The 23,568-nt window shown below is 60.7% G+C and carries 19 protein-coding genes; 9 read left to right on the forward strand and 10 right to left on the reverse strand.

The window, feature by feature from the left end; translation table 11 throughout:
- Nucleotides 1-47: 47 nt before the first annotated feature.
- The 3 genes from Q4481_RS11525 to Q4481_RS11535 all read right to left on the reverse strand — a co-directional run bounded on the left by Q4481_RS11525 (nt 48) and on the right by Q4481_RS11535 (nt 5,366).
- Entirely contained in the window at nt 48-2,258 is a 2,211-nt protein-coding gene (locus tag Q4481_RS11525) for a 3-hydroxyacyl-CoA dehydrogenase NAD-binding domain-containing protein (protein ID WP_304376490.1), read from the reverse strand.
- Between the two features lie 16 nt (nt 2,259-2,274).
- Complete coding sequence (locus tag Q4481_RS11530) at nt 2,275-3,483, reverse strand: acetyl-CoA C-acetyltransferase (RefSeq protein ID WP_304376491.1); 1,209 nt, start codon at nt 3,481-3,483, stop codon at nt 2,275-2,277.
- 89 nt (nt 3,484-3,572) lie between these two features.
- Entirely contained in the window at nt 3,573-5,366 is a 1,794-nt protein-coding gene (locus Q4481_RS11535; protein ID WP_304376492.1) for an acyl-CoA dehydrogenase C-terminal domain-containing protein, read from the reverse strand.
- 407 nt (nt 5,367-5,773) lie between these two features.
- Between Q4481_RS11535 and Q4481_RS11540 the strand changes: the two genes are divergently transcribed.
- The 3 genes from Q4481_RS11540 (at nt 5,774) to Q4481_RS11550 (ending at nt 11,483) form a co-directional block, all read left to right on the forward strand.
- Nucleotides 5,774-9,493, forward strand: a complete 3,720-nt coding sequence (locus Q4481_RS11540; protein ID WP_304376493.1) for a peptidoglycan-binding protein — start codon at nt 5,774-5,776, stop codon at nt 9,491-9,493.
- 266 nt (nt 9,494-9,759) lie between these two features.
- Complete coding sequence (locus Q4481_RS11545; RefSeq protein ID WP_304376494.1) at nt 9,760-10,683, forward strand: sulfite exporter TauE/SafE family protein; 924 nt, start codon at nt 9,760-9,762, stop codon at nt 10,681-10,683.
- Nucleotides 10,680-11,483 carry a TIGR02186 family protein gene (locus tag Q4481_RS11550; protein ID WP_304376495.1) on the forward strand — a complete coding sequence of 268 codons (804 nt, stop codon included), beginning with the start codon at nt 10,680-10,682 and terminating at the stop codon, nt 11,481-11,483. The genes Q4481_RS11545 and Q4481_RS11550 overlap by 4 nt, the downstream gene beginning before the upstream one ends.
- On the opposite strand, the gene pdeM is transcribed toward Q4481_RS11550, so the two are convergent.
- The 4 genes from pdeM to Q4481_RS11570 form a co-directional block, all read right to left on the reverse strand.
- Nucleotides 11,484-12,203, reverse strand: coding sequence for a ligase-associated DNA damage response endonuclease PdeM (gene pdeM, locus Q4481_RS11555; RefSeq protein WP_377353853.1), 720 nt, complete (start codon nt 12,201-12,203; stop codon nt 11,484-11,486).
- 19 nt (nt 12,204-12,222) lie between these two features.
- Entirely contained in the window at nt 12,223-14,736 is a 2,514-nt protein-coding gene (locus Q4481_RS11560) for a ligase-associated DNA damage response DEXH box helicase (RefSeq protein WP_377353852.1), read from the reverse strand.
- A 44-nt stretch (nt 14,737-14,780) separates the two neighbouring features.
- Nucleotides 14,781-15,404, reverse strand: a complete 624-nt coding sequence (locus Q4481_RS11565; protein WP_354542199.1) for a YitT family protein — start codon at nt 15,402-15,404, stop codon at nt 14,781-14,783.
- 115 nt (nt 15,405-15,519) lie between these two features.
- Nucleotides 15,520-16,458 (reverse strand): class I SAM-dependent DNA methyltransferase, encoded by a 939-nt coding sequence (locus Q4481_RS11570; RefSeq protein WP_304376499.1) that lies wholly within the window; start codon nt 16,456-16,458, stop codon nt 15,520-15,522.
- Nucleotides 16,459-16,547: 89 nt separating this feature from the next.
- On the opposite strand from Q4481_RS11570, the gene Q4481_RS11575 reads away from it, so the two are divergent.
- From Q4481_RS11575 to Q4481_RS11585, 3 genes are read left to right on the forward strand one after another with little or no spacing between them, the layout of a single operon-like run.
- Nucleotides 16,548-16,817: a DUF6460 domain-containing protein gene (locus Q4481_RS11575; RefSeq protein ID WP_304376500.1), complete on the forward strand. Its 270-nt coding sequence runs from the start codon at nt 16,548-16,550 to the stop codon at nt 16,815-16,817.
- A 59-nt stretch (nt 16,818-16,876) separates the two neighbouring features.
- A complete protein-coding gene (locus tag Q4481_RS11580) occupies nt 16,877-17,365 on the forward strand; it encodes a CAP domain-containing protein (protein WP_377354000.1) in 489 nt (162 codons plus the stop codon).
- Nucleotides 17,365-18,696 (forward strand): MATE family efflux transporter, encoded by a 1,332-nt coding sequence (locus tag Q4481_RS11585; RefSeq protein WP_304376502.1) that lies wholly within the window; start codon nt 17,365-17,367, stop codon nt 18,694-18,696. Before Q4481_RS11580 ends, Q4481_RS11585 begins: the two co-directional genes overlap by 1 nt.
- Here the strand turns inward: Q4481_RS11585 and Q4481_RS11590 are convergent.
- On the reverse strand, nt 18,684-19,772 hold the full coding sequence (locus tag Q4481_RS11590; RefSeq protein ID WP_304376503.1) for a quinone-dependent dihydroorotate dehydrogenase: 1,089 nt from the start codon (nt 19,770-19,772) through the stop codon (nt 18,684-18,686). The genes Q4481_RS11585 and Q4481_RS11590 overlap by 13 nt on opposite strands.
- Complete coding sequence (locus tag Q4481_RS11595) at nt 19,769-20,116, reverse strand: DUF952 domain-containing protein (protein ID WP_304376504.1); 348 nt, start codon at nt 20,114-20,116, stop codon at nt 19,769-19,771. Before Q4481_RS11595 ends, Q4481_RS11590 begins: the two co-directional genes overlap by 4 nt.
- A 381-nt stretch (nt 20,117-20,497) precedes the next feature.
- On the opposite strand from Q4481_RS11595, the gene Q4481_RS11600 reads away from it, so the two are divergent.
- The 3 genes from Q4481_RS11600 to Q4481_RS11610 all read left to right on the forward strand — a co-directional run bounded on the left by Q4481_RS11600 (nt 20,498) and on the right by Q4481_RS11610 (nt 22,485).
- A complete protein-coding gene (locus tag Q4481_RS11600) occupies nt 20,498-20,890 on the forward strand; it encodes a hypothetical protein (protein WP_304376505.1) in 393 nt (130 codons plus the stop codon).
- Nucleotides 20,891-21,020: 130 nt separating this feature from the next.
- On the forward strand, nt 21,021-21,671 hold the full coding sequence (locus tag Q4481_RS11605; protein WP_304376506.1) for a response regulator: 651 nt from the start codon (nt 21,021-21,023) through the stop codon (nt 21,669-21,671).
- Nucleotides 21,672-21,819: 148 nt separating this feature from the next.
- Nucleotides 21,820-22,485 carry a S24 family peptidase gene (locus Q4481_RS11610; RefSeq protein ID WP_304376507.1) on the forward strand — a complete coding sequence of 222 codons (666 nt, stop codon included), beginning with the start codon at nt 21,820-21,822 and terminating at the stop codon, nt 22,483-22,485.
- Nucleotides 22,486-22,493: 8 nt separating this feature from the next.
- Here the strand turns inward: Q4481_RS11610 and Q4481_RS11615 are convergent, their stop codons facing one another.
- Nucleotides 22,494-23,402: a DMT family transporter gene (locus Q4481_RS11615; protein ID WP_304376508.1), complete on the reverse strand. Its 909-nt coding sequence runs from the start codon at nt 23,400-23,402 to the stop codon at nt 22,494-22,496.
- Between the last annotated feature and the right edge of the window lie 166 nt (nt 23,403-23,568).

Raw genomic sequence — 23,568 nt, forward strand, 5'->3', positions numbered from 1 at the left:
CCGGGATCTCTCCCGGCCTTCATGATCTTCGAGATATAAATTCGCGATCAGGCAGCGTTTGCAACCCGGTAAGGATCGAAACGTCCGTAGAAGGTTTCGCCCTTGGCTGCCATATCGAGAAGCAGCGGCGTCGGCTTGAAATGAGCGCCATATTTGGCCGCCAGTGCTTCCGCCAGTGCAACGAAGGCCTTAACGCCCATACCGTCGATGTAGGAGATGGCACCCCCGGTCCATGGCGCAAAACCGAAGCCGAGAATGGAACCGACATCAGCTTCGCGCGGATCGGTGACAATGCCTTCTTCCATGGTGCGTGCGGCTTCAAGAGCGATCGTGACGAGGAAGCGCTGTTTGAGCTCCTCGAAATCCACCTCTTCGGCCTTCTTCTGCGGGAAGAGATCCTTGAGGCCCGGCCACAGCGACTTCTTGGCCGGCTTCGGCGGATAGTCATAGAAGCCCTTCTGGTTCTTGCGACCCAGACGTCCGAGTTCGTTGACCATCTTGTCGACGATCGCCATATGGTGCTTTTCGACCGTGTGTTCGCCGAGATCGGCGATCTGCGCTTTCAGGATCTTGTAGCTGAGATCGATCGCCACTTCGTCGTTGAGCGCCAGCGGGCCCACCGGCATGCCGGCAAACTTGGCGGCATTCTCGATCATGATCGCCGGCACGCCTTCCTGCAGCATGTCGTAGCTCTCGTTCATGTAACGGAACACGCAGCGATTGACATAGAAGCCGCGCGTGTCGTTGACGACGATCGGCGTCTTCTTGATCGCGGCGACATAGTCGAGCGCAACCGCAATTGCCTTGTCTTCGGTCTTTTCGCCCAGAATGACTTCCACCAGCATCATCTTGTCGACCGGCGAGAAGAAGTGCACGCCGATGAACTGGTTCGGACGCTTGGAGTTCTCGGCCAGTCCGGTGATCGGCAGCGTGGAGGTGTTCGAAGCGAAGATCGTCGTTTCCGGGATCACGGCCTCGATCTGCTCGGTTACGGTCTTCTTGATACCGCGATCCTCGAAGACGGCTTCGATGACGAGGTCTGCACCTTCAAGCGCCGAGTAATCCGGGGTTGCCGTGATCAGGTTGAGAAGCGCTTCGCCCTGTTCCTTGGTGGTCTTGCCCTTGGAGATGCCTGCCTTGACGAGGTCTTCCGAATAGGACTTGCCCTTGTCGGCCGCCGCCTGATCGCGATCGATCAGCACGACCGGAATACCGGCCTTCGCGGTGACATAGGCAATGCCCGCACCCATGAAACCGGCACCGACGATGCCGACCTTCTTGAACTTGGTCGGCGCAATGCCGGCCGGGCGGCGCGCGCCCTTGCCCAGTTCCTGCATCGACACGAACAGCGAGCGGATCATCGAGAAGGCCTGCGTCGTCGACAGGACATGGGTGAAATAGCGCTGTTCGATCCGAAGGCCCGTATCGATTGGAACCTGCAGGCCCTCATAGACGCATTTCAGGATCGCAAGCGCGCCCGGATAGTTCATGTTGGTTTCGCGGCGCAGGATGGCATTGGCAGCCGAGAACAGCTGAATACCGTTCGGCGACCAGATGGCACCACCGGGGGCCTTGAAGCCCTTCTTGTCCCACGGCTGAACGGCGTCGACGCCCTTCTTGAGCAGCTCCTTGGCAGCAGCGACGAGATTTTCCGGTTCAACCACTTCGCTGACAAGACCGAGCGCTTTGGCGCGCGAGGCAGAAAGATCCGAACCGGTCGTCATGATCTGCAGCGCATCCTGCGTGTTGATCAGACGCGGCAGACGCTGGGTGCCACCGGCGCCCGGGAAGATGCCGACCTTGACTTCCGGCAGACCGATCTTGACGGACTTCGAATTGGAAGCGACGCGAGCATGGCAAGCCATCGAAAGCTCGGTCGCACCACCCATGCAGGTGCCGTTGATGGCGGCGACCCACGGCTTGCCGCAGGTTTCGAGTTTGCGATAGAGCCAGGTCATGCGGCCGGCTGCATCGAAGAGCTTCTTCGTCGCATTCGCCGGATCCTTGACCTTTTCTTCCTCGATCATGGTGAACATGGCCTTGAGCATGGTCAGGTCCGCACCGCCCGAGAAGGACGATTTTCCAGACGTGAACACCACACCCTTGATCGCGGCATCGGCAACGACCTGATCGATGATTGCATCAAGTTCGTCCATCACCTCCATGGTGAAGACGTTCATCGACTTTTCCGGCATGTCCCAGGTAACGAGGGCGAGGCCGTCTGCGTCGGTTTCGACAGTGAAATTCTTGTAGCTCATGTCTCTCTCCCTGATCTCAGACGCGCTCGATGATGGTTGCCGTGCCCATGCCGGCGCCGATGCAGAGCGTAACCAGCGCGGTCTGCAGGCCACGGCGTTCCAGTTCGTCGAGAACTGTGCCGAGGATCATCGCACCGGTTGCGCCGAGCGGATGGCCGAGCGCGATCGCGCCGCCATTGACGTTGATCTTGTCGTGCGGAATGTCGAAGGCCTGCATGTAGCGCAGAACCACGGCAGCGAAGGCTTCGTTAAGTTCGAACAGATCGATGTCAGCGATCGTCATGCCGGCACGCTTGAGGAGCTTGGCCGTCACATCGACGGGGCCGGTCAGCATCAGCGCCGGTTCCGAACCGATATTGGCAAAGGCCCGGATACGGGCACGCGGCTTGATGCCCATGCTTTCCCCGCCGGCCTTCGAGCCGATAAGAACGGCTGCGGCGCCATCGACGATGCCCGACGAATTGCCGGCATGGTGCACATAGTTGATCTTTTCGACATCCGGATGAGCCTGGATGGCGACAGCGTCGAAGCCGCCCATCTCGCCCATCATCTGGAAGGACGGCTGCAGCGAAGCGAGCGACTGCATGTCGGTGCCCGGACGCATATGTTCGTCGCGGTCGAGAATGGTCAGACCATTGACATCCTTGATCGGGATGACCGAATTCTTGAAATAGCCCTGCTCCCAGGAATGCGCCGAGCGCTTCTGGCTTTCGACCGCGTAGGCATCGACATCATCGCGAGTGAATCCGTATTTGGTGGCAATCAGATCGGCCGACACGCCCTGCGGCATGAAGAAGGCCGGGATTGCGACCGACGGGTCGACCGGCCAGGCACCGCCGGCCATGCCCATGCCGACGCGGCTCATCGATTCAACGCCGCCGGCGATGACGATATCATCCGCACCCTGGGCGACCTTTGCGGCGGCCAGGTTGACCGCATCGAGGCCGGAAGCGCAGAAGCGCGAGACCTGGATACCCGGGGCAGTATAGTCGAAACCCGCTTCGAAGGCTGCACCGCGCGGAATGACCGCACCGGCTTCCATGACGGGATCGACGCAACCGAAAATGATGTCATCGATGGTTTTCGTATCAAGACCGTTGCGGTCACGAATGGCCGACAGCGTGTGGGCGGCAAGCCGGGTCGGCGGCACTTCGTGCAGGGAACCGTCTTTCTTGCCGCGGCCGCGCGGCGTCCGCACATGGTCGAAAATATAGGCTTCAGTCATGTCTCATCTCCCTGGCGCAGAATCTCTGCGAACGATTATTTCCATGAAGCAAAGCCCCGTACGCGTTGGTACGGGGCTCAAGGGAAAGGTCAGAATGCGGCGGCGTCGAGCGCCATCACCGTGTCGCAACCGGTTTCGATGCGGGCTTTCCGCAGAGCGGTTTCCGGCATCAGCCGCTCCATGAAGAAGCGCGCCGTGACCAATTTGTTGGCGAGGAACTCGGTGCGGCTGTCGCCGGCATCCTGCAGCGCATGCACGGCCTTGACCGTGCGGCCCCACATATAGCCCTGGATCACAAGGCCGAAGAGGTGCATGTAGTCGGTCGCGCCGGCGCCGGCATTGTCGGGCTTCGCCATCGCATTCTGCATGAACCACATGGTGGCCGCCTGCAGATCGTTGAGGCCCTTCTTCAGCGCCTTGGTGAAGGGAGCCAGCCGCTCATCGGCACGGTTTTCCTCGCAGAAATCACCGATTTCCTTGAACACGGCCATGACGGCACGGCCGCCATTGGCAGCGAGCTTGCGACCGACGAGGTCCATCGCCTGCACACCGTTGGCGCCTTCGTAGATCATGGCGATGCGGGCATCGCGAACATACTGGCTCATGCCATGTTCTTCGATATAGCCGTGACCGCCATAGACCTGCTGGGCAGCGACCGCATTCTCAAAGCCGCGATCCGTCATCACGCCCTTCAGAACCGGGGTCATGATCGACAGGATATCGTCAGCCTTCTGACGCTCGGCCGGATCGGCGGAACGATGCGCGATATCGGATTGCAGAGCCGAATAGAGCGAGAAGGCACGGCCTGCCTCGTTGATCGCGCGCATCTGCAGGAGCGCACGGCGAATATCGGCATGGACGATGATCGGATCGGCCTTCTTGTCCGGCGCCTTCGGGCCAGTGAGGGCGCGGCCCTGGATACGTTCGCGCGCATAGTTGGCTGCGTTCTGGTAGGCGGTTTCGGAAATCGCCAGACCCTGGAGACCGACGCCGAGACGGGCCTCGTTCATCATGACGAACATGGCGGCAAGACCCTTGTTCTCGGCGCCGATCAGATAGCCGGTCGCCTCGTCATAGTTGAGAACGCAGGTCGCATTGCCGTGAATGCCCATCTTGTGCTCGATCGCCCCGCAGGAGACACCGTTGCGGGTGCCGGGCGTGCCATCGGCATTGAGGATGAACTTCGGAACGATGAAGAGCGAAATGCCCTTGGTGCCTTCCGGCGCGCCTTCGATACGGGCGAGCACCAGATGGATGATGTTCTCGCTCATGTCGTGTTCGCCGGCGGAGATGAAGATCTTCTGGCCGGAAATCTTGTAGCTGCCGTCCGGCTGCGGAGCAGCCTTGGTGCGCAGCATGCCTAGGTCGGTGCCGCAATGCGGCTCGGTCAGGTTCATGGTGCCGGTCCAGGTCCCCTCGACCATCTTCGGCAGATAGGTCGACTTCTGCTCGTCGGAACCATGGACCAGAATGGCGGCGATCGCGCCCGATGTCAGGCCGGGATACATGGTGAGCGCCATGTTCGCCGACGACATATATTCGCCGACAGCGGTATGCAGCACATAGGGAAGACCCTGACCACCGAACTCTTCCGGCACCGAAAGACCGATCCAGCCGCCTTCGCGGTAGGTCTGATAGGCTTCCTTGAAGCCCTTGGGCGTGGTTACCGATCCATCGTCATGGCGCGTACAGCCTTCCTGATCGCCAGAGAGATTGACCGGGAACAGAACTTCTTCGGCCAGCTTGGCGGCTTCGCCAACAATGGCATCCACCATGTCGCCGGTCGCATCGGCGAAACCCGGCAGATTGTTGAATTTTTCGATTCCGAGGACGTCCTTGAGCACGAAAAGCGTGTCTTCGACGGGGGCCTTATAGACCGGCATGGGTGTCTCCTCACCAAATTCCAGGAATTTTCGATGTCACCTTACTACAGAATTTTGACGTTTGCGTAAACGTCAAAAATTACGTGACGGAAAATTTGTCGCGCATCGGACCCCAGCAGGTTAGCCGCCACTCCAAACCAATCCGTTAATGCCTCAAGCGGTTGGGGATGAAAAATCGAACGCAGAATTAAAGGCTTTTTCACCTCGGTTAACGGGTTGTTTACCACGATTTGTAAAACCTCATTAAGGAAAAGCGGTGCCCGGTTCGATTTGCGAACGGAAACAACCTTGCGTGGTCAGCCCGGCGAAAGTCCGAAAGGTTAGGCAAGGAAGATTCCGGTTTGCGGCAGGGCGGCACCGCATGTGAACGCCGGACAGGGAACCGGCATGCCGGGCGGGCTTGAGACATGAATGGATCGCGATCGAATACCCCAAACAATGGCGCCGGCACTTCGCTGGACCAGCTCAATCGCACCATCGAGGGGCTGGAGGCCAGAATCCAGGGCTTGATCGGCGACCGCAGGGCGCCGGCAAACCGCATGCCCAGCCGCGCCGCAGACCCGATGACCGAAATCCTTGAGCGCCAGAAAGCGCTCGGTGGCGCCCGCGAGCGCGTCAATGCCGTGATGGAACAGCGCCGCCCGCGCATGGAACAGCCGCAGCAGCCCGCATCCTGGGTCCAGGCGACACCTGCCGCCCCCACACCGGCACCGGTCGATAATGCCGCGCTGCGCGAAATCACCGCAACGCTTGCCCAGTTGCGCGCCGAACTCAAGCATGAATTCGCCGATGGCATCAGCCGCGATCTCGGCATCATCCATAGCGAAATGCAGGACCTCAAGTCGGCGGCCGCTGCCGGAGGCGGTCACGCCATCCGCAACGACCTGCTGCGGCTTGCCGACAGCATCGAACGGCTGGAAGCGGCAGAATACGGAAACCGCTCGCAGGATCTTCGCGCCGATCTCGACGAACTGCGCTCTATCCTCGCCTCCACCGCCCGGGAGGAGAGCGTCCGCTCCCTCGAACGCCGTTGGGCGAGCACCGAAGATCATCTTGCTGCATTCGATCCCAATGCCGTCCGCGAGGAACTGGTTCAGTTGGCCTGGCGCATCGATGGACTGAAATCCGGCCTGGGAGAATTAAGTGCCGCACCGGCGGTGCGCGCGCTGGAAGACAAACTGATCGCCATTGCCAACGCGATCGAAACGCTCGGTCATGAAGTCCGGGGCCGCGATGTTCTGGTCGACCAGTTCGCCGGCCTCGACCAGCGGCTGGATGAAATCTCGCGCGCCATTGCGGCAAGCGCTCGCCAGAATACGGTTCAGGATTCACCGGCTCTGCAGCGTCTGGAAAACCGCATTGTCGAACTCGCCGAACATATCGACTTTCTCGGACGCCAATCGCCGGAAGCCGAAATCGCCGATCGCATCGCCGGCCTGACAGCCCGCATCGACGAGATTGCCCACGAAGAGGCGGCCCGCAATCTCGAAGGTCGCATCGCCAACCTCACGGCCATGATCGAACGCGGCTTCCAGGGCCAATCCGATCCGGGCCTCTCCAACCATCTTGCCGATATTTCCCGCAAGATCGACGGACTTGGCGGCAACCAGATCGACAATCTGGTCGATCGGCTGGAAATGCTGTCCCGCCGGATCGAGGAACTCGAAATCCCGGCACCGGCACATCCGGCTTCGGCGATCGATACCTCAGCCATTGCGCGGCTCGAACATCGCCTCACCGACATCGCCCACCGGCTGGACGAAAGCATTGCCGCACCGCAGGCGGATACGGGAGCGCTGCGCAGTCTCGAGCAGCAGATCGCATCGCTCTCCTCCCTGCTGGCGCGTCCCGACGCTTCCCTCGCCAACGGGCTGCCGGATCACGTGGCCGATCGTATGGCCGCCCTCGAAGATTACATGGCGACATCCGATGAATTCATCGTCGAGGCGGCGCGTCAGGCTGCCGAAGCCGTCGTTGAAGCCTATTCACGCGGCGGCGTGCCGAATGCCGGCAGCAATGCCGATATCAGCGCAATCGCTGGCCTTGCTGAAGATCTCCGGGCACTTGAGGAACATACGCGCGCCAGCGAGGAGCGCACCCACGAAACGTTCGAGGCACTGCACCAGACGCTGGTGCAGATTGCCGGCCGTCTCGACAATCTCGGCCAACAGCCGGCACCAGTGATGGCACCCGCAGCGGCGGCACAGCCCGTTCCCCGTAACGATGATCGATACGAGTTTGAACGGGAACGTGCGGCCGCCCCCGTAATGCCGAAGGCGAGCCAGCCCGAATTTCTCAACGAGCCGCTTGCCCTATCGCCCGAACCGCCTCGCAAGGCGCCCGAAAATCCCAAGGTCGCCGTCTTCGATGAAAGCGAACTCGAGCTTGGCAATGTCGGCGCCGATGTTCCCGACATCAAGCAGGACGCCAATCGCTCTGCCGCACCCGTTCCACCGGCCTCCAAGAACCTGCTCGCCGGACTGGCGGCAAAGCTGAAACCGGGCAAAAAGGACAAGGCCGCTACCACGGATCGGGTTTCGGTGGCACCCCCGCCGGCGCTCGACGCCTCTGACATGGTCGTCGAAGACGAGCCGAACCTCCTGCTCGAACCGGGCTCCGGGGTTCCGGACGTCAAGAAAATCATGGAGAAAGTCCGTGCCGGTCGCCAGCCGGAAACAGCTGGCACTCCCGCTGGCGGACATCCGGATGTCATCGCAGCTGCGCGTCGCGCCGCCCAGGCCGCTGTTGCCGAAGCCAGCCAGAGCAAGGCACCCACAAGCAAGGACAAAGCAAAACCTGCGGCCAAGGACAAGAATGCAAAAGCGAGCGGTGTTTCCGCCAGCGAAAATCGCCGGCCGATCCTGCTCGCGGCAGCCGCTGTTCTGCTTGTCGTTATGTCCTATCCGCTCGTGTCCAACCTGATCGGCGGACGCAGCGAAGCACCGGCACCAGAACTGCCGCAGGCGACACAGAATGAAGTTCCGGCCAACATGGATCCGTCCGTCACACCGGTGGAGCCTGCCGCAACCGACAAGGCAACGACGGATGTTCCCGCGACGACCGAAAGTACGGTGAAGGCGCCTGAGAGCGATATGCTCGCGCCGGCCGATCTTCCGCCGAAAACGCCTGACACGCCGAACGAAAACGGCGCCTTGACGCCGCCCGCAGACACCGATGCGGCAAAGGCCGAGCCGCTTGCCGCAACGCCGGATGTCCCCGCTGCGACCGACGCCAAGACAGCGCCCGAGCCAGTCCCCGCCGCCGCCATTGAACTCCCGGAAGGTCTGCAGCCGGCATCGCTCGCTGAAGCCGCCAAGCGCGGCGATGCGCTGGCCTATTTCGAAATCGGTTCGCGCTTCACCGATGGCCGTGGAGTCAAGATTGATCTTGCCCAGGCAGCCAAATGGTATGCCGCAGCAGCCGAGAAGGGCTTGGCACCTGCCGAATACCGGCTTGCCAACTTCTATGAAAAAGGAACCGGGGTCGAACGCGATCTCGAGAAGGCCAAGACGCTTTATCTGTCGGCAGCCGACAAGGGCAATGCCAGCGCGATGCACAATCTCGCGGTCATCTTTGCCACCGGCACCGCCGGCGCTCCGGATTTCAACGAAGCGGCCAAATGGTTCCAGGCCGCAGCCGAGCATAATGTGCGCGACAGTCAGTTCAATCTCGCCATCCTCTATGCGCGCGGCAACGGCGTGAAACAGGATCTCGGCGAATCCTACAAATGGTTCGCGATCGCAGCCCGCGAGGGCGACCAGGATGCAGCGCAAAAGCGTGACGAAGTCGCCAATGCGCTGACACCGGAACAGCTTTCCGCCGCCAAGGCCAAGCTCGATCTCTGGCAGCCGACCCCGCTCAACGACAATGCCAACACCGCGATCGTTCCCGACGAATGGATCGCCAAGGGTAACACCACGGCAACGATCGACATGCGGCGGGCGATCCGCAACATTCAGGCGATCCTCAACAATAACGGCTTTGACGCCGGACCGGCCGATGGCTCGATGGGCAAGAAGACGGTTGCCGCCATCAAGGCCTTCCAGAAGTCGGTTGGCCAGCAGCCGACCGGCCGCATCGATGACGCGCTGGTGCGGGCGCTGCTTGCACGTAACAAGAAATCCTGACCGGACATTCCGGTCAGCACCCTCGCGGCGGCCGATGGCTGCAGGAACTGCGGCCGAAACTCGACTTCCCCCCTAGGGTTTTGGAGGTTGTTGCAGGATGGAAACGCTTGTATTGATTATCGATTTCGCCTCGGAAATGGCGAGTGGTCCGGTTGACAGCCCATGAACGGACGCGCAAGGTTTTCTCACAATCAAAGCCGGACCATAGCGACAGACCCGAGAGATCGGGTCTGTCGTTTATCCATTTGTCGGCAAGGATCCAGCGCGTGAGCATTTACCTTCCCATAGCCGAACTGTCGGTCAACATCTTCATCATCCTCGGCATGGGTGCGACTGTCGGCTTCCTCTCGGGCATGTTCGGCGTCGGCGGCGGCTTCCTCATCACCCCGCTCCTGATCTTCTACAATGTGCCGCCGGCCATTGCGGTTGCGACCGGTGCAAACCAGGTCATCGCCTCCTCGATCTCCGGTGCAATCACCCATTTCCGGCGTGGCTCGCTCGATGTGAAACTCGGCTCCGTTCTGCTTGTTGGGGGCCTGCTTGGCGCTACACTCGGCATCTGGATCTTTTCCGCGCTCCGAGCCCTTGGCCAGCTCGACCTGATCATTTCGCTCCTCTATGTCGCACTCCTGTCGACCGTCGGCAGCTTGATGCTGTGGGAAAGCGTCAATGCGCTGCGTCGCGCCGCCCGCAACGAAACAATCAGTTTCAAACGCACCGGTCAGCATAACTGGGTACATCGCCTGCCGTTCAAGATGCGCTTCAAGAAATCCCGCATCTATCTGTCCGTCATCCCGGTGGTCACCCTCGGTTTTGGCGTCGGCATCCTCACCGCAGTCATGGGGGTCGGCGGCGGCTTCATCATGGTTCCGGCCATGATCTATCTCCTGCGCGTTCCGGCCAATGTCGTTGTCGGCACGTCGCTGTTCCAGATCATTTTCGTTTCGACCTATTCGACCATCATCCAGGCCATCACGAACCATTCGGTCGATATCGTGCTTGCCTTCATCCTGATGATGTCGGGGGTGGTGGCCGCCCAATATGGCGTGAGAGCCGGGCAGAAATTGCGGGCGGAACAGCTGCGCGCGCTTCTTGCTCTCTTGATCCTGGCGGTTGGCGTACGTCTGGCGCTCGACCTCTTCATTCCTCCGACCGAGATCTATTCGATCGCGCGCGGAGGGGCGGAATGAAGAGGGTTCTGCACCTGTTTCTTCTCGCGCTCCTGACCCTGCCGGCCGAAGCCCAGGAAGCCGAGCCGATCGAGACGACGACCAAGGTCTTCAAGGAAACGATCAATATCGGTGTCAGTTCGAAAGAAATTGCCATCGCTCCGGATTTCGCCGGAACCGATGTCACGGTTTTCGGTGCGCTCGACAATGTCGATCCCTATCTGCTTGCAATCGGCGCTTACGATATCGTCGTCGCGCTCGAAGGGCCGCGCGACCATGTGACCCTGCGCAAGAAGGAGAGCGTCTTTGGCATCTGGCTGAACCGCCGTTCCGCAACCTTCCAATGGGCGCCGGAATCCTATTCGATCGCGTCGACCCGACTCGTGGAGAATATCGCGCCGGCCTCGCAGCTGTTCGCCAACGGTGTCGGCATCAACTACATCCAGCTTATGGCGACAGGGATTGCCAGCAATGCCGAAACGCTTCGCGAATATCGCGATGCCTTCATCCGCCTCAAGCGCGAGCATGGCCTGTTCCAGTCCAACCCCGGCGGCGTGACCTTCATTTCGAATTCGCTGTTCCAGGCCAACATTCACATTCCGTCCGACATCCCGAACGGCGTGCATACGATCAAGGCCTTCCTGTTCCGGAGCGGTGATTTCGTGACCGTGAAGGAATTGAAGCTTCGGGTCGTCAAGACCGGCCTTGAACAGCTCATCACCGAAGCGGCCTTCAACAGTCCGTTTCTTTACGGCCTGTTTTCGGTGCTTCTGGCAGTGATTACCGGCTGGACGGCGAGCCTGATGTTCCGGCGCGATTGATCAGCGCAACTGGGTGAAAGGCAGAGAATAGAGCCGGCCCTTGCCCAGCATGTGCGCCACGAGAGATGCCGGCTCGAACAATCCGCGAAAGGCCTGATGCCTGAGATCGAGGCCACCAGTCATCACCCCGAACGAGGGCATGATGAGGCGTTTGCCATCGCTGGCAAAACAGGGGCGACGCACGGCGCGATCCCGCCTGTAGAGCGTTGCGGCGGGATGCAGATGCCCGGCAACCTCACCTTCCCCGGCCTTGCCCGGCTCGTGCCGGAAAGTCAGCCCGGCAATCGACAATTCATCGACCGAAAGGCCCGGCAAGTTGGTGACGCCATCGGGGTCATGATTACCCGTGACCCAGATCATCTCGCGTCCGCTGGCGATCTGACCGATCATGGCACGGAAGGCTTCTGGCATTTCCGACGAACCACGCCGGTCATGAAAATTGTCGCCAAGCGACAGGATGATTTTCGGATCATGGCGGGCAACGGCATGGGACAGGATCCGAAGCGTGGCCACCGTGTCCCATGGCGGCAACATTTGCCCGCGACGGGCAAAGGCAGCACCCTTCTCCAGATGCAGATCGGAAATGCAGAGCAGCCCGATATCAGGCAGATAAAGCGCACCATCCGGATCGAGCAAGGCAGCAACACCGGCGACCTCAATCTCCGTCAGGCCGATATCCTCGCTCACGTCCGTCCTGTTCGCCATCGCCATGCGATTCATGCACTTCGTTCCGTTTCCGTTATCCGAGGGCCTCATCGATCAGCGCATCGGCCGCTTCGGCCAGCAGGGACTCGTCGGCTGAGCCCGCAACAGGCTCGCGGCCGATCTCCAGCATAATCGGCACGGCAAGCGGGGACACCTGATCGAGCCGTTTGTAAAGGATGTGGCCCTTGATTCGCTTCAGCATATCGCCAAGCCGCTGAATATCCAAAAGCCCCTGGGCAGCATCCGCCCGCGTTGCCTGCATGAGGATATGGTCGGGCTCGTGGACCCGCAGCACGTCGTATATGAGATCGGCGGAGACAGTGACCTGCCGGCCGGTCTTTTCCTTGCCGGGATGGCGGCGCTCGATGAGACCGGCAATCACGGCACAGGCCCGGAAAGTGCGCTTGAGCAGCCAGGTTTCGTTGAGCCATGCTTCGAGATCATCACCCAGCATGTCCTCGTCCAGAAGCCGCGGCAATGACAGGGTTCGAGCCGCGAGCATCGCGCCCATATCCTCGAGCCCCCAGATTGCGAGCGCATAGTCGGTGGCGACAAAACCGAGTGGCCTTGCGCTGATCCGGTCAAGCCGCCGCGTGAGCAGCATGCCGAGCGTTTGGTGGGCAAGCCGCCCCTCGAACGGATAGAGCACCATGAAATAGCGGTTGCCGCGCGGAAAGGTCTCGATCAGCAATTCGTCGCGACGGGGCAGAACCGATTTTTCGGCCTGGATCGCAAGCCAGTCACGCACCTGTTCGGGCAGCGATTGTCGCTTTGCCGGATCATCGAGCATGGCGCGCACGCCTTCGGCCAGGAAGGTGGAGAGCGGAAACTTGCCACCAGCATAGGCGGGGATTTTCGGATCCTGCGACCAGGCATCCGATGCCAGGCACTCGTTCTCGCGGATACCTTCGAAACGCAGTACCTTGCCCGAGAACAGGAACGTATCGCCCGGCGACAGGCTTTCGAGAAAATATTCCTCGACCTGCCCGAGCACCGGCCCACCACGACCGGACGTGCCCCGGCCCTGTTTGACCAGCCGCACATTCAGCACCGGCGCTTCCAGAATGGTTCCTATATTGAGCCGATATTGCTGCGCATAGTCCGGATGCGAAACCCGCCACAGCCCGTCCTTGGTCTTGCGGATCTTGGCATAGCGCTCATAGCTTTTGAGCGCATAGCCACCGGTGGCAACAAATTCCAGCGCACGGAGGAAGAGATCCTCATCGATATGCCGGTAGGGCGAGGCTGTCCGGATCTCGGCGAAGACCGCCTTTTCATCGAACGGATCGGCACAGGCCAGACCCATGATGTGCTGGCAGAGAACATCGAGCGCGCCCTCACCCACCGGAGGCGTATCCTGGGCGCCGACATAGTTGGCGTCGAGCGCCGCCTGGCATTCCATCACTTCGAACCGGTTGGCCGGCACCAGGATCGCCTCGCTCGGCTCGTCCATGCGGTGATTGGAACGGCCGATACGCTGGGCAAGCCGGGAAGCGCCCTTGGGAGCGCCGACATGGATGACGAGATCGACATCACCCCAGTCGAGACCGAGATCGAGCGTGGAGGTAGCAACCACTGCCCGCAACCTGTTATCCGCCATCGCGGCCTCGACCTTGCGGCGTTGCGCGACATCGAGCGAACCGTGATGGAGCGCGATCGGCAGGTTCTCCTCGTTGATCCGCCAGAGTTCCTGAAAGATCAGCTCGGCCTGCGAACGGGTATTGACGAAGACGATGGTCGTGCGGTGATCGGCAATCGCGCTCAGGATCTCGCCCATCGCATAGCGGGCCGAATGGCCCGACCAGGGAATGCGCTCCTCGGTCCTCAGAATGGTGATCCTCGGTCGCGCGCCACCGGAAACGGTGACGAGGGCCGAGAGATTATCCTGAGCGTCCTGCTGCGCCACCAGCCAGCGTCGAAGGTCATCCGGCTCGGCGACCGTGGCCGAGAGGCCGATCGTCTGCAGAGACGGAGCAAGTTTCCTGAGTCGCGCCAGCCCCAGCGACAGAAGATGGCCGCGCTTGGAGGTCACCAGCGAATGCAGTTCGTCGAAGATGACGTAATGCAGATCCTTGAAGAAGCGCTCGGCTTCCTTCGACGCGATCAGCAGTGCCAGCTGTTCCGGTGTCGTCAGCAGAATATCGGGCGGGTTGAGCCTCTGGCGGGCACGCTTGCCCTGCGACGTATCGCCGGTACGCGTTTCGATGGAGAAGGGCAGCCCCATTTCGGCGACGGGCCGGGCGAGGTTGCGCTCGATATCGACCGCGAGCGCCTTCAAGGGCGAGATATAGAGCGTGTGGATGCCGCGAAAACCGCTGCCCGGCTTCCGCTTGCCGCGCTCGTGCAGCGACACCAACGACGGCAAGAAGCCAGCCAGCGTCTTGCCGGCACCCGTCGGCGCAATCAGCAGAGCCGAATGCCCTGCCCGCGCCTTGTCCAGCAGCTGCAGCTGATGCGGTCGCGGCGCCCAGCCTTTTTCCGCAAACCAGCGCGCAAACGGCACCGGCAATGCCGCAATCGCTTCCGCTTGTCTGCCGGGATCTTCCATTCCTGATTCCATCCTGCCTGGAACCGGAAAATAGACCCTTGGCGTCACATCGCAATATAGCGATCGGTACGATGATTGACGGCGATGAAGAAATTGAGCGCAATGGCACCAATGACCGAGCAGAAGATGATGTAAGGCGTCGTTACCCAGAAGGCGAGCGCTAGAATGACGAGGTCGATCGCCATCTGCACCAGCCCGGCCCGCCACTTGAAACGTTCCTGCAGATAAAGCGCCAGAATGCCGACACCGCCAAGGCTTGCCCGATGACGAAAGAGTGCCAGCATGCCCATGCCGATCAGAAGCCCCCCCAGAATGCCGGCCCAGATCGGATGGACATAGCCGATTTCAAGCAGTTTCGGCTGGTATTCCGAAAGAACCGACAGAAGTGCGATCGCCGAAAAAGTCTTGATCGTGAAGGCAATGCCAAGCCTGCGATAGGCAAGCCAGTAGAAGGGCAGGTTGATGAGGAAGAAGCCGAGGCCGAAGCTGATGCCGAAGGCGTAATGCAGAAGGAATGCCATGCCGGCCACGCCGCCCGTCAGCAGGCCGGCCTTGGTCAACAACATGACACCGAGCGAGGCCAGCACGGTGCCGGTGAAAAGGCCCTGCGCATCTTCAAAAAGCGAGTGCTTGGCCGGCTCCGTGTTCCAGATTCCGAGTTTGGGCATGATCAGCGTTCCATTGAAATACGTCAGTATCACTGACATATTTTGCATCATCACTGCAACAGGCTAAAGTAGAGAAAGCGTCACAAAAGATAGAAAGTTGGTCCCGATGACCGCTTCAGCTTTTCATCGCGATGAACAGCAGACCAATGATCGGCTGGCCTGCATCCATGCGAATGGTGGTTTCGCTCTGGCGGATGATGTGCATTCCATTGGCATTCAGAACCTTTGCAACATGATCGGCCGAATGGGCGTAACGCAGGGACTCACGCAGTTCATACCCGGTGTCAGCCCTTGCCTTTTCAACCGAGAAGGCAAACAGGCCAGCGGCATTGAGCAAGGCGGCGGCGTTGGCAAAAGCAGCCTCGAGATCGCCCAGATACATCATCACGTCGGCAGCAGCCACGAGATCGGCCCGTGCCTCCGGAGAGCCTTCAAACAGGCCTGACGCCGCAGGCTCTTTCGACAGATCCGCTTGACCGAGATGCGTATAGAGACCTTTCGAGCGCGCCTTGGCGAGCATGGCCTGGGAGAGATCATACCCTTCGAACCGAGCGGCGTGGTCGGCGAAAGCAGCGGCAAAGAGGCCGGTGCCGCATCCCAGATCCACCACCGTTCCGAAACGGACCGTCTCGCCGGCCTGTTCGATCACAAGTACCGAAAGCTTTTCCGGCACCGTATAGCCGAGCCTTTCCACCAGCGCCGTATCGAAACGGTCGGCGTAATCGTCAAACAGACCCTCGACATAGGCGCTTGGCGGCAAAGCCGGCACGGAACCGGCCCCCAGACTTGCCAGTTTCAGCGAAGCGCCGAACAGATCGTCCGGAGCGAGCGCGACCACCTTGCGATAGGCAGCAATCGCGTCCTCCTGCGCTCCGGCCTTCTCGAGATAGCTGCCCTGCAGGAACCAGCCGGCAGCCCACCCGGGCACCAGCTCGAGCGCCTGCCCCAAAAGCTCGGCTGCGGCGGCATGTTCGCCCCCTTCCGCCAGCATGGCGGCATAGTCGGCGCGGCGATCGGCAGTGGGATCGCCGGAAGAAAGGTTTCTCTTGGCCATGGTGCTTCTTTATATCGACTGGTCTTTGCTCTAATTTCTGCCACAAGTGCCGGTCAAGCGATTCCGCACAACAATTGGAGATGTCGAACATGTCAGACGGTTTGAACCGGTTCCTGGGAGATACGCCTGGCCGGACCCTGATCAAGCTGGTCGTCGTGTCAGTCGTGGTCGGCTTCGTGATGAGCGCCTTCGGCATCTATCCGATGGATGTCGTCTATTGGATCCGGGCGAGCTTTGTCGAACTCTGGCGTTCCGGTTTTGCTGCACTCGGCCGCGTTGGCGATTATCTGCTGCTCGGTGCCGCCATCGTCATTCCCGTCTTCATCATCCTGAGAATTCTGAGCTGGCGCAAATCGTGACTGTCCTTTCCCTTTCCGATCGCCGTGGTGCCCTGCGTTTCCTTGTGGGATGCACGGTCATGCTGGCAGTCTCCGGCTGTACATCCACTACCGTACTCTCCCCGCCCGCCCCGGCCGGCCCGGTTGCCGATTTTACTGCCCAGGCTCTGCCGATCGTCAACCAGGTCCGGGCAAAGAAGGGACTGCCACCGCTTGCCGTCGATCCTGTCGCGGTTGCGGCTGCGCGCGATCAGGCCATGCGAATGGCAAGCCAGGGCAAAATGGCCCACCAGCTGTCGCGCGAAAGCTTCGGACAAAGGATGATCCGCATGGGCGTTCCGCTGCCCGCCTCGGAAAACATCGCCGCCGGCCAGAAAAGCGTCGAGGCGGCGGTGGCCGCCTGGATCAGTTCGCCGAAACACTATGAAAACATGGTCGGCAACTATCAGGGGCTTGGTGTGGTCCGCGCCGAAAACGGGGCCGATGGCCGTCCCTTCTGGGCCATGGTGCTCTCTTCCAAGCCGCATCCGCCGCGCGGTCGGGCGCCCTTCGGCATCGTCTTCTATTGATGTCGGGGCACAACCAGCCACAGCCCGCTTTCGTGGTCACGCACCGGATGGTGCTGGGCCTTGCCCTGCCGATGACGTTCGGCTTCCTCACCATTCCGCTGCTCGGCATCACGGATACGGCCGTTGCAGGACGGCTCGGCGATGCGGCTGCTCTTGCCGGACTTGCGATCGGCGCGGTTCTCTTCGATCTCATCTTCACGACCTTCAACTTCCTGCGCGCCTCCACCACTGCACTTGTCGCGCAGGCCTGGGGTCGTGGCGATCATGACGAGCAGGAAGCCGTATTCTGGCGCGCCCTGCTCACCGCGATCGTGCTCGGTATCGCAATCGTGGTTCTCTCGCCGCTGATCCTCAAGCTCGGCCTGCTGCTGATGGCGCCCGAACCGGCCGCCGCCGAAGCGACCAGCCACTGGCTTTCGGTTCGCATCCTGTCAGGCCCGGCGGCACTCGCCAACTATGCCGTGCTTGGCTATCTGCTCGGACGCGGCAAGGCCAAGACCGGGCTTGCCATTCAGGCCCTGATCAACGGCATCAACATTCTCTGCTGCATTCTGTTCGGCCTCTGGATGAAGGGTGGCATCGGCGGCATCGCGCTTGCCACCGTGACCGGCGAGACGATCGGCATGCTCGTCGGTCTCGTCATCGTGCTGCGGGGCTTTGCGACTCGAAATCCGTTCCATCGCCCGGATCTCCTCGACCGTTCCAAGCTCAAGGCTCTCTTCGCGCTCAATTCGGACATCATGATCCGCACCTTCGTATTGCTGGGTGCCTTCATGGTCATGACCCGGATCGGCAATGCCTATGGGCCGGTGGTACTGGCAGCCAATGCCGTGCTGATGAATTTCTTCATGGTTGCCGGCTTCTGGCTCGATGGGCTGGCCAATGCCGCCGAAACCATCATTGGCCGGGCGATCGGCGCCGGCCACAAACCGGCATTCGATCGCGGCGTCTGGCTGACCGGCGTCTGGTCGCTTGTGCTGGCGGGCCTCACCAGCCTGTTCTTCCTGGTCTTTGGCGCCCCGATCATCGATTTCCTGACGACGGTGCCTGAAGTGCGGCTGATGGCCTATGAGCACCTGCCGCTCGCGGCAGCCACCGCGGTCTGCGGCTTTCTCGCCTTCCACATGGATGGCGTCTTCATCGGCGCCACCTGGTCGCACGCCATGCGCAACCGCATGCTGCTGGCCTTCCTCGGTTACCTGCTGGCGCTTGCCCTCCTGGTGCCCTGGCTCGGCAATCAGGGGCTCTGGCTGTCGCTCAATGTCTTCCTGATCCTGCGCGGCGTTCTGCTGGCAGCCGGACTGCCGCGGCTGCGCGATCAGATCTTCTGACTGGCCCAATGCTCAAGCCGGCTGTCGCGGATCTCGCGGATCGATTTGAGCTTGTCGCGAGTGCAGAGATCCGAAAGGCCGCGGACGATCCTCTGCGGCAGGCCGGGACCCTCATAGACCATCGCGGAATAGAGCTGCACAAGATCGGCCCCGGCACGGATCTTCTCCGCCGCCGTCTCCGCGGAATGAACGCCGCCGACACCAATCAACGGAAAATCCGCTCCCAGACGCTTGCGCATCTTGGCAAGCACTGTGGTTGCCTTGGCAAAGAGCGGCTTGCCGGACAGGCCGCCGGCTTCGCCCGCCTGTCGCTGGTCGCGAAGTCCGTCGCGTGACAGCGTCGTATTGGAGACGATCAACCCGTCAAGCGGGCTTGCAGCAATCTCCGCCGCGATATCATCGAGCCCCTCCTCGGTCAGATCCGGCGCGATCTTGAGGAAAACCGGCACCATGCGGCCAGACCGCTGCCGTTCGCTTTCGCGGGCATCAAGGATCGCAGACAGGAGTTCGCGCAGGCTGTCGCGCGCCTGCAGGTCACGCAGGCCCGGCGTATTGGGAGAAGAAATGTTGGCCGTGTAATAGCGGGCGACACCGTAGAAGGCCCGAATACCGGCAACATAATCGGCCACGCGGTCGTTTGTATCCTTGTTGGCGCCGATATTGACCCCAACCAGTGCATTGGCCGGCAGGGATTGCAGCCGCGACAAAGCCGCCTGATGGCCCTCATTGTTGAAACCGAACCGGTTGATCACCGCCTCATCGGCAACCAGGCGGAACAGGCGCGGCTTGGGATTGCCAGGCTGCGCCCTGGGCGTGACGGTGCCGATTTCCGTAAAGCCGAAACCAAGCTTGAGCGCTGCAAGCGGCACTTCCGCATTCTTGTCATAACCGGCTGCAAGGCCGAGCGGGTTCGGGAACCTTAGCCCCGCGACCGCAACGGCCAGGCGCGCATCAGCTCCACCATCGCAGGCCGGCAGCAAGCCGGTTTTCAGACCCGCAATCGACAGGTTGTGTGCCTGTTCGGGATCGACCCGGAAAAGGCCCGTGCGCAGGACCGGCCAGAGCAGATCCTTCATGCGAAATCCTCCGGAAAGTCATGGCCGCCATCGGCGCGCAGCACGAGTGGATGAGCCCAAAGGACCGACGCCGGGTCGAGGCTCGCATAGAGATGCGGAAAGAGAGCGCCGTCGCGCGACGGTTCGTAGACCAGCGCCGAACCGAGCCTGTCGCCATCGATAGCAACCAGTAGCAGATCATCCTGCCCGGCGAAATAAAGTTCGGCCGTCTTTTTGGCCTGCGCGCCGGTCGACAGATGGATGAAACCATCGGTCAGATCGATCGATGCCCCGCGAAAACTTCCGTCTTCTTCCGCCTTGCGCCATAAATCCGCTGGAACGATCTTATAGACGATGTTGCTCATATCCTTGCCCTGTTCGTGGCTGCTACGGCTATCGGCTGCTCGATAACCTTTTTGGCCGGCAGGGAAAAGACCAAAGGCGTCCAAACCGGAAAGATGGAGGATTCTAGAGCACTTCCTGCTAATTCGGGGTCAGTTCTGTTTCTCGATTGGTGCGCGTGATCCGGTGGTGAGCCGGTTGAAGCGCGATACAGAAGTATCGGGCAAGACCGGATCGCCATCGGGCACCCACCAATCGGAAACCCGAAGGGACGGGCGCTATTGCGCCAATCCCTGCGCAAAGGCCCTTGAACGTATCTTTGGATATGCCCTGCGGGCCTTTGCTTGATCTTGTCACAAAATCGCTCCGTCAGAATGACCCCGAATTGGCAGGAAGTGCTCTAGATGCGGATGATCATCATGACCAGCCTTGCGGCCATGTTTGCCGCCCCTTCCCTGGCAGCAGACAATCCACCCGGGCGCTACAGCCTACTATCCGTCGATGGCGGCTTCGTCCGGCTCGATACGACAACCGGCGACATGGTGTCCTGCACCAACCTGGGGGAAACATTTTCCTGCAGCCCGCTTGCCGTGACCCGCACGGAAACGAAGGAACAGGCACCTGCATCGGAAACCGATAGAATTGCAAAGCTCGAGCAGCGACTGGACATGCTGGAAGAGCGCAGCCTGACCGTTCCGGACAGCGAGGATCTCGACAAGGCACTCTCGGCGATGGAGAAGTTCATGCGCCGGTTCATGGATATGGCGCGCGAAGAACAGGACAAGACCGCCCTCTGACGACAGAGCCCCCGAAACATAGGAAATACGGGATTTTTTTCTTGCAACTCCTGCTTTTTTCGGGAACGGTAATCTAAATTCCAAAAGAAGAATACTGGGCGAAAGGGAGCTTTTCGCCGCCGGGGGGCCAATGGACGTAGCCACGACAATCATCATCGCCGATGACCATCCCTTGTTTCGTGGTGCTCTCAAGCAGGCACTCTCCAGCATGGAGGGGCACCCGGCCATCATCGAAGCGGCAGATTTCGACGAGGCGCGCAAGGCGGCCAAGGATAATCCCGATGCGGACCTGCTGCTGCTTGATCTTTCCATGCCCGGCGTCAGCGGCCTGACGGGGTTGATCATGCTCAGGGCCGAACATCAGAACATTCCGGTGGCGGTCATTTCCGCCAGCGATGATACGGTGACGGTCCGCCGCGCGCTGGAACTCGGCGCCTCAGCCTTCATTTCCAAATCGAGCGGTATCGAGGAGATCCGCGAGGCGATCAGCACCGTGCTGGAAGGTGGCATGTGGGCGCCACCCGGTTACGATTCCGACCGCGAGAACGATCCGGAAATCGCAAGCCTCATTGCGCGGCTCAAAACGCTGACGCCGCAGCAGACAAGGGTGCTGGGCATGATCGGCGAAGGTCTCCTCAACAAGCAGATTGCCTATGAGCTCGGTGTTTCCGAAGCCACGATCAAGGCTCACGTGTCGGCAATCCTCCTGAAACTCAATGTCGACAGCCGCACGCAAGCGGTCATCCAGATGTCGAAAATCGGCGCCGCCGCGCAGGTATGACGGACCGGCATCGACCCTGAGACAGGATTTTATTCCTTTACTCTCACTTCTGCCACAGTTATTATGGTCGCGCCCTGAGAATCCGGACCTGGCGAAAGCCATGTGCTTGCGTGCCGGATATTGCCGCCCGTCCTGAATGGAACCGCCAATGTTCTCGCATGAGAAAATCTGGGATGCGATCGATGCGCTGGCTGAACGCCATGATCTGACGCCTTCGGGCCTCGCCCGCAAGGCAGGTCTGGATCCGACATCCTTCAACAAGTCCAAGCGCCTGTCCGCCGATGGCCGGTTGCGCTGGCCCTCGACCGAATCGATCCACAAGATCCTCGAGGCAACCGGCTCCAGCATTGATGAATTCACCTCCATCCTGCAGGGGCGTCAACGTTATGCCGGCTTGCCGGACGGCGCCTTTCCCGCCCAGACCGGGACGATTCCGCTGCTCGGTTTTGCCCAGGCCGGCGCCGGCGGGTTTTTCGACGATGGTGGCTTCCCGGTCGGCCAGGGCTGGGATGTGGTGGAATTTCCGGTGGCACCGGGCCAGAAAGCGGGCGTCTATGCGCTGGAAGTGCAGGGCGAGAGCATGCTGCCGCTTTATCGCGATGGTGATGTGCTGATCGTCGAGCCGGGGGCGGCCGTGCGACGTGGCGACCGCGTCGTGGTGCGCACACGCGAGGGCGAGGTTATGGCCAAGGTGCTGCTCCGCCAAACGCCGCGCGCAATCGAACTCGTCTCCCTCAATCCGGAACATCCCGGTCGAACGATCGAAACGGCCGATATTGACTGGGTTGCCCGCATCATCTGGGCGAGCCAGTAACGAAACCTCTATTGAAATTCGATGACAGGCTGCTTTTCGCGGGCGGGCTTGACCGTGGCCAGAACGATACCGCCCGCCGCAATCAGAACCGAACCGGCAATCACGCCGAGGCTCGGCACTTCCGAAAAGGCGACGTAACCGATGAGCGTCGCAAAGATCAGCCAGGAATAATCGACCGGACCGACGACCGAGATATCAGCCATCCTGTAGCCACGGATGACGCAATATTGCGCAAGGGTTCCCAGCGGGCCGAGCAGCGCGTAGGCAAGATATTCGCCCCACGGCAGCGTGTTCCAGGTCGCAATAGCCGGCAATGCAAGCAACAAAACACCGAACGTGTTGACATAGAGCATCACCGCAAGCGGCTTTTCAGCTTCGGCGAGAACCTTGATCAGTATCCCTTCAAGAGCAAACAGCACCGCCCCCAGGATGGCAAGCCCAGCCGGCATGAGATAGGCGGGATCGAAGGTCAGGAAGGCCCCGCGCGACGCCATGATGCCGATGGCACCAAAAAGGCAAAGCAGAATGCCGCCACCCTGGCGCACCCCGATCCTTTCGCGAAAAATCACCACGCCAAGAATGATCACAAAGACCACATAGAGTAGGCTGAGCGCTGTCGCATCCACAATCGGCATATCGGCCGAAGCCTGGATGATCGACAGGGCGCCGACAACGCCGAAAACGGTACGGGCAAAATGGGCCCAAGGCCTGCGGCTGCGATACTGAAGAAGCCCGCCGCCATTGACCAGAACCAGGATCAGCAGGGTCGCCAGCCCACCCGTCATGCGCAGGAAGTTCAACTGAAAAACGGAGGCACTTTCGCCTGCAAATTTCCCTGACGAAAAGATCAGCGAGAACAGCGCCGTCGCCATGGTCACCCAGGCGATCGCTTCCGCATTGCTCGATCTGAAACGCATCGTGCCGAATCTCTCCGTTTTTCAGCCATATAGCGAAGATGGAGCCATCGAAATCAAACGATGAATTCGGGGGCTAGACCCGAGAAGCGCGACGTCTCACCGACATTGCCTTGATTTCCGTTCCCGCCCGCCCTAACTGTCTGCGCAGGCAATATCCAGGAAGATG

The organism is Fluviirhizobium alvei (assembly GCF_030551875.1).
Classification (GTDB): Bacteria; Pseudomonadota; Alphaproteobacteria; order Rhizobiales; family Rhizobiaceae; genus Rhizobium_E; species Rhizobium_E alvei.

Excerpts from the sequence above, each read along its gene's own strand:
- Q4481_RS11550 (WP_304376495.1), top strand. The coding sequence starts at position 10,680 with ATGAAGAGGGTTCTGCACCTGTTTCTTCTCGCGCTCCTGACCCTGCCG.
- Q4481_RS11530 (WP_304376491.1), bottom strand. The coding sequence starts at position 3,483 with ATGACTGAAGCCTATATTTTCGACCATGTGCGGACGCCGCGCGGCCGC.
- Q4481_RS11600 (WP_304376505.1), top strand. The coding sequence starts at position 20,498 with ATGCGGATGATCATCATGACCAGCCTTGCGGCCATGTTTGCCGCCCCT.
- Q4481_RS11595 (WP_304376504.1), bottom strand. The coding sequence starts at position 20,116 with ATGAGCAACATCGTCTATAAGATCGTTCCAGCGGATTTATGGCGCAAG.
- Q4481_RS11585 (WP_304376502.1), top strand. The coding sequence starts at position 17,365 with ATGTCGGGGCACAACCAGCCACAGCCCGCTTTCGTGGTCACGCACCGG.
- Q4481_RS11570 (WP_304376499.1), bottom strand. The coding sequence starts at position 16,458 with ATGGCCAAGAGAAACCTTTCTTCCGGCGATCCCACTGCCGATCGCCGC.
- Q4481_RS11605 (WP_304376506.1), top strand. The coding sequence starts at position 21,021 with ATGGACGTAGCCACGACAATCATCATCGCCGATGACCATCCCTTGTTT.
- Q4481_RS11610 (WP_304376507.1), top strand. The coding sequence starts at position 21,820 with ATGTTCTCGCATGAGAAAATCTGGGATGCGATCGATGCGCTGGCTGAA.
- Q4481_RS11590 (WP_304376503.1), bottom strand. The coding sequence starts at position 19,772 with ATGAAGGATCTGCTCTGGCCGGTCCTGCGCACGGGCCTTTTCCGGGTC.
- Q4481_RS11525 (WP_304376490.1), bottom strand. The coding sequence starts at position 2,258 with ATGAGCTACAAGAATTTCACTGTCGAAACCGACGCAGACGGCCTCGCC.
- Q4481_RS11565 (WP_354542199.1), bottom strand. The coding sequence starts at position 15,404 with ATGCCCAAACTCGGAATCTGGAACACGGAGCCGGCCAAGCACTCGCTT.
- pdeM (WP_377353853.1), bottom strand. The coding sequence starts at position 12,203 with ATGAATCGCATGGCGATGGCGAACAGGACGGACGTGAGCGAGGATATC.
- Q4481_RS11580 (WP_377354000.1), top strand. The coding sequence starts at position 16,877 with ATGCTGGCAGTCTCCGGCTGTACATCCACTACCGTACTCTCCCCGCCC.
- Q4481_RS11560 (WP_377353852.1), bottom strand. The coding sequence starts at position 14,736 with ATGGAAGATCCCGGCAGACAAGCGGAAGCGATTGCGGCATTGCCGGTG.
- Q4481_RS11615 (WP_304376508.1), bottom strand. The coding sequence starts at position 23,402 with ATGCGTTTCAGATCGAGCAATGCGGAAGCGATCGCCTGGGTGACCATG.
- Q4481_RS11575 (WP_304376500.1), top strand. The coding sequence starts at position 16,548 with ATGTCAGACGGTTTGAACCGGTTCCTGGGAGATACGCCTGGCCGGACC.
- Q4481_RS11540 (WP_304376493.1), top strand. The coding sequence starts at position 5,774 with ATGAATGGATCGCGATCGAATACCCCAAACAATGGCGCCGGCACTTCG.
- Q4481_RS11535 (WP_304376492.1), bottom strand. The coding sequence starts at position 5,366 with ATGCCGGTCTATAAGGCCCCCGTCGAAGACACGCTTTTCGTGCTCAAG.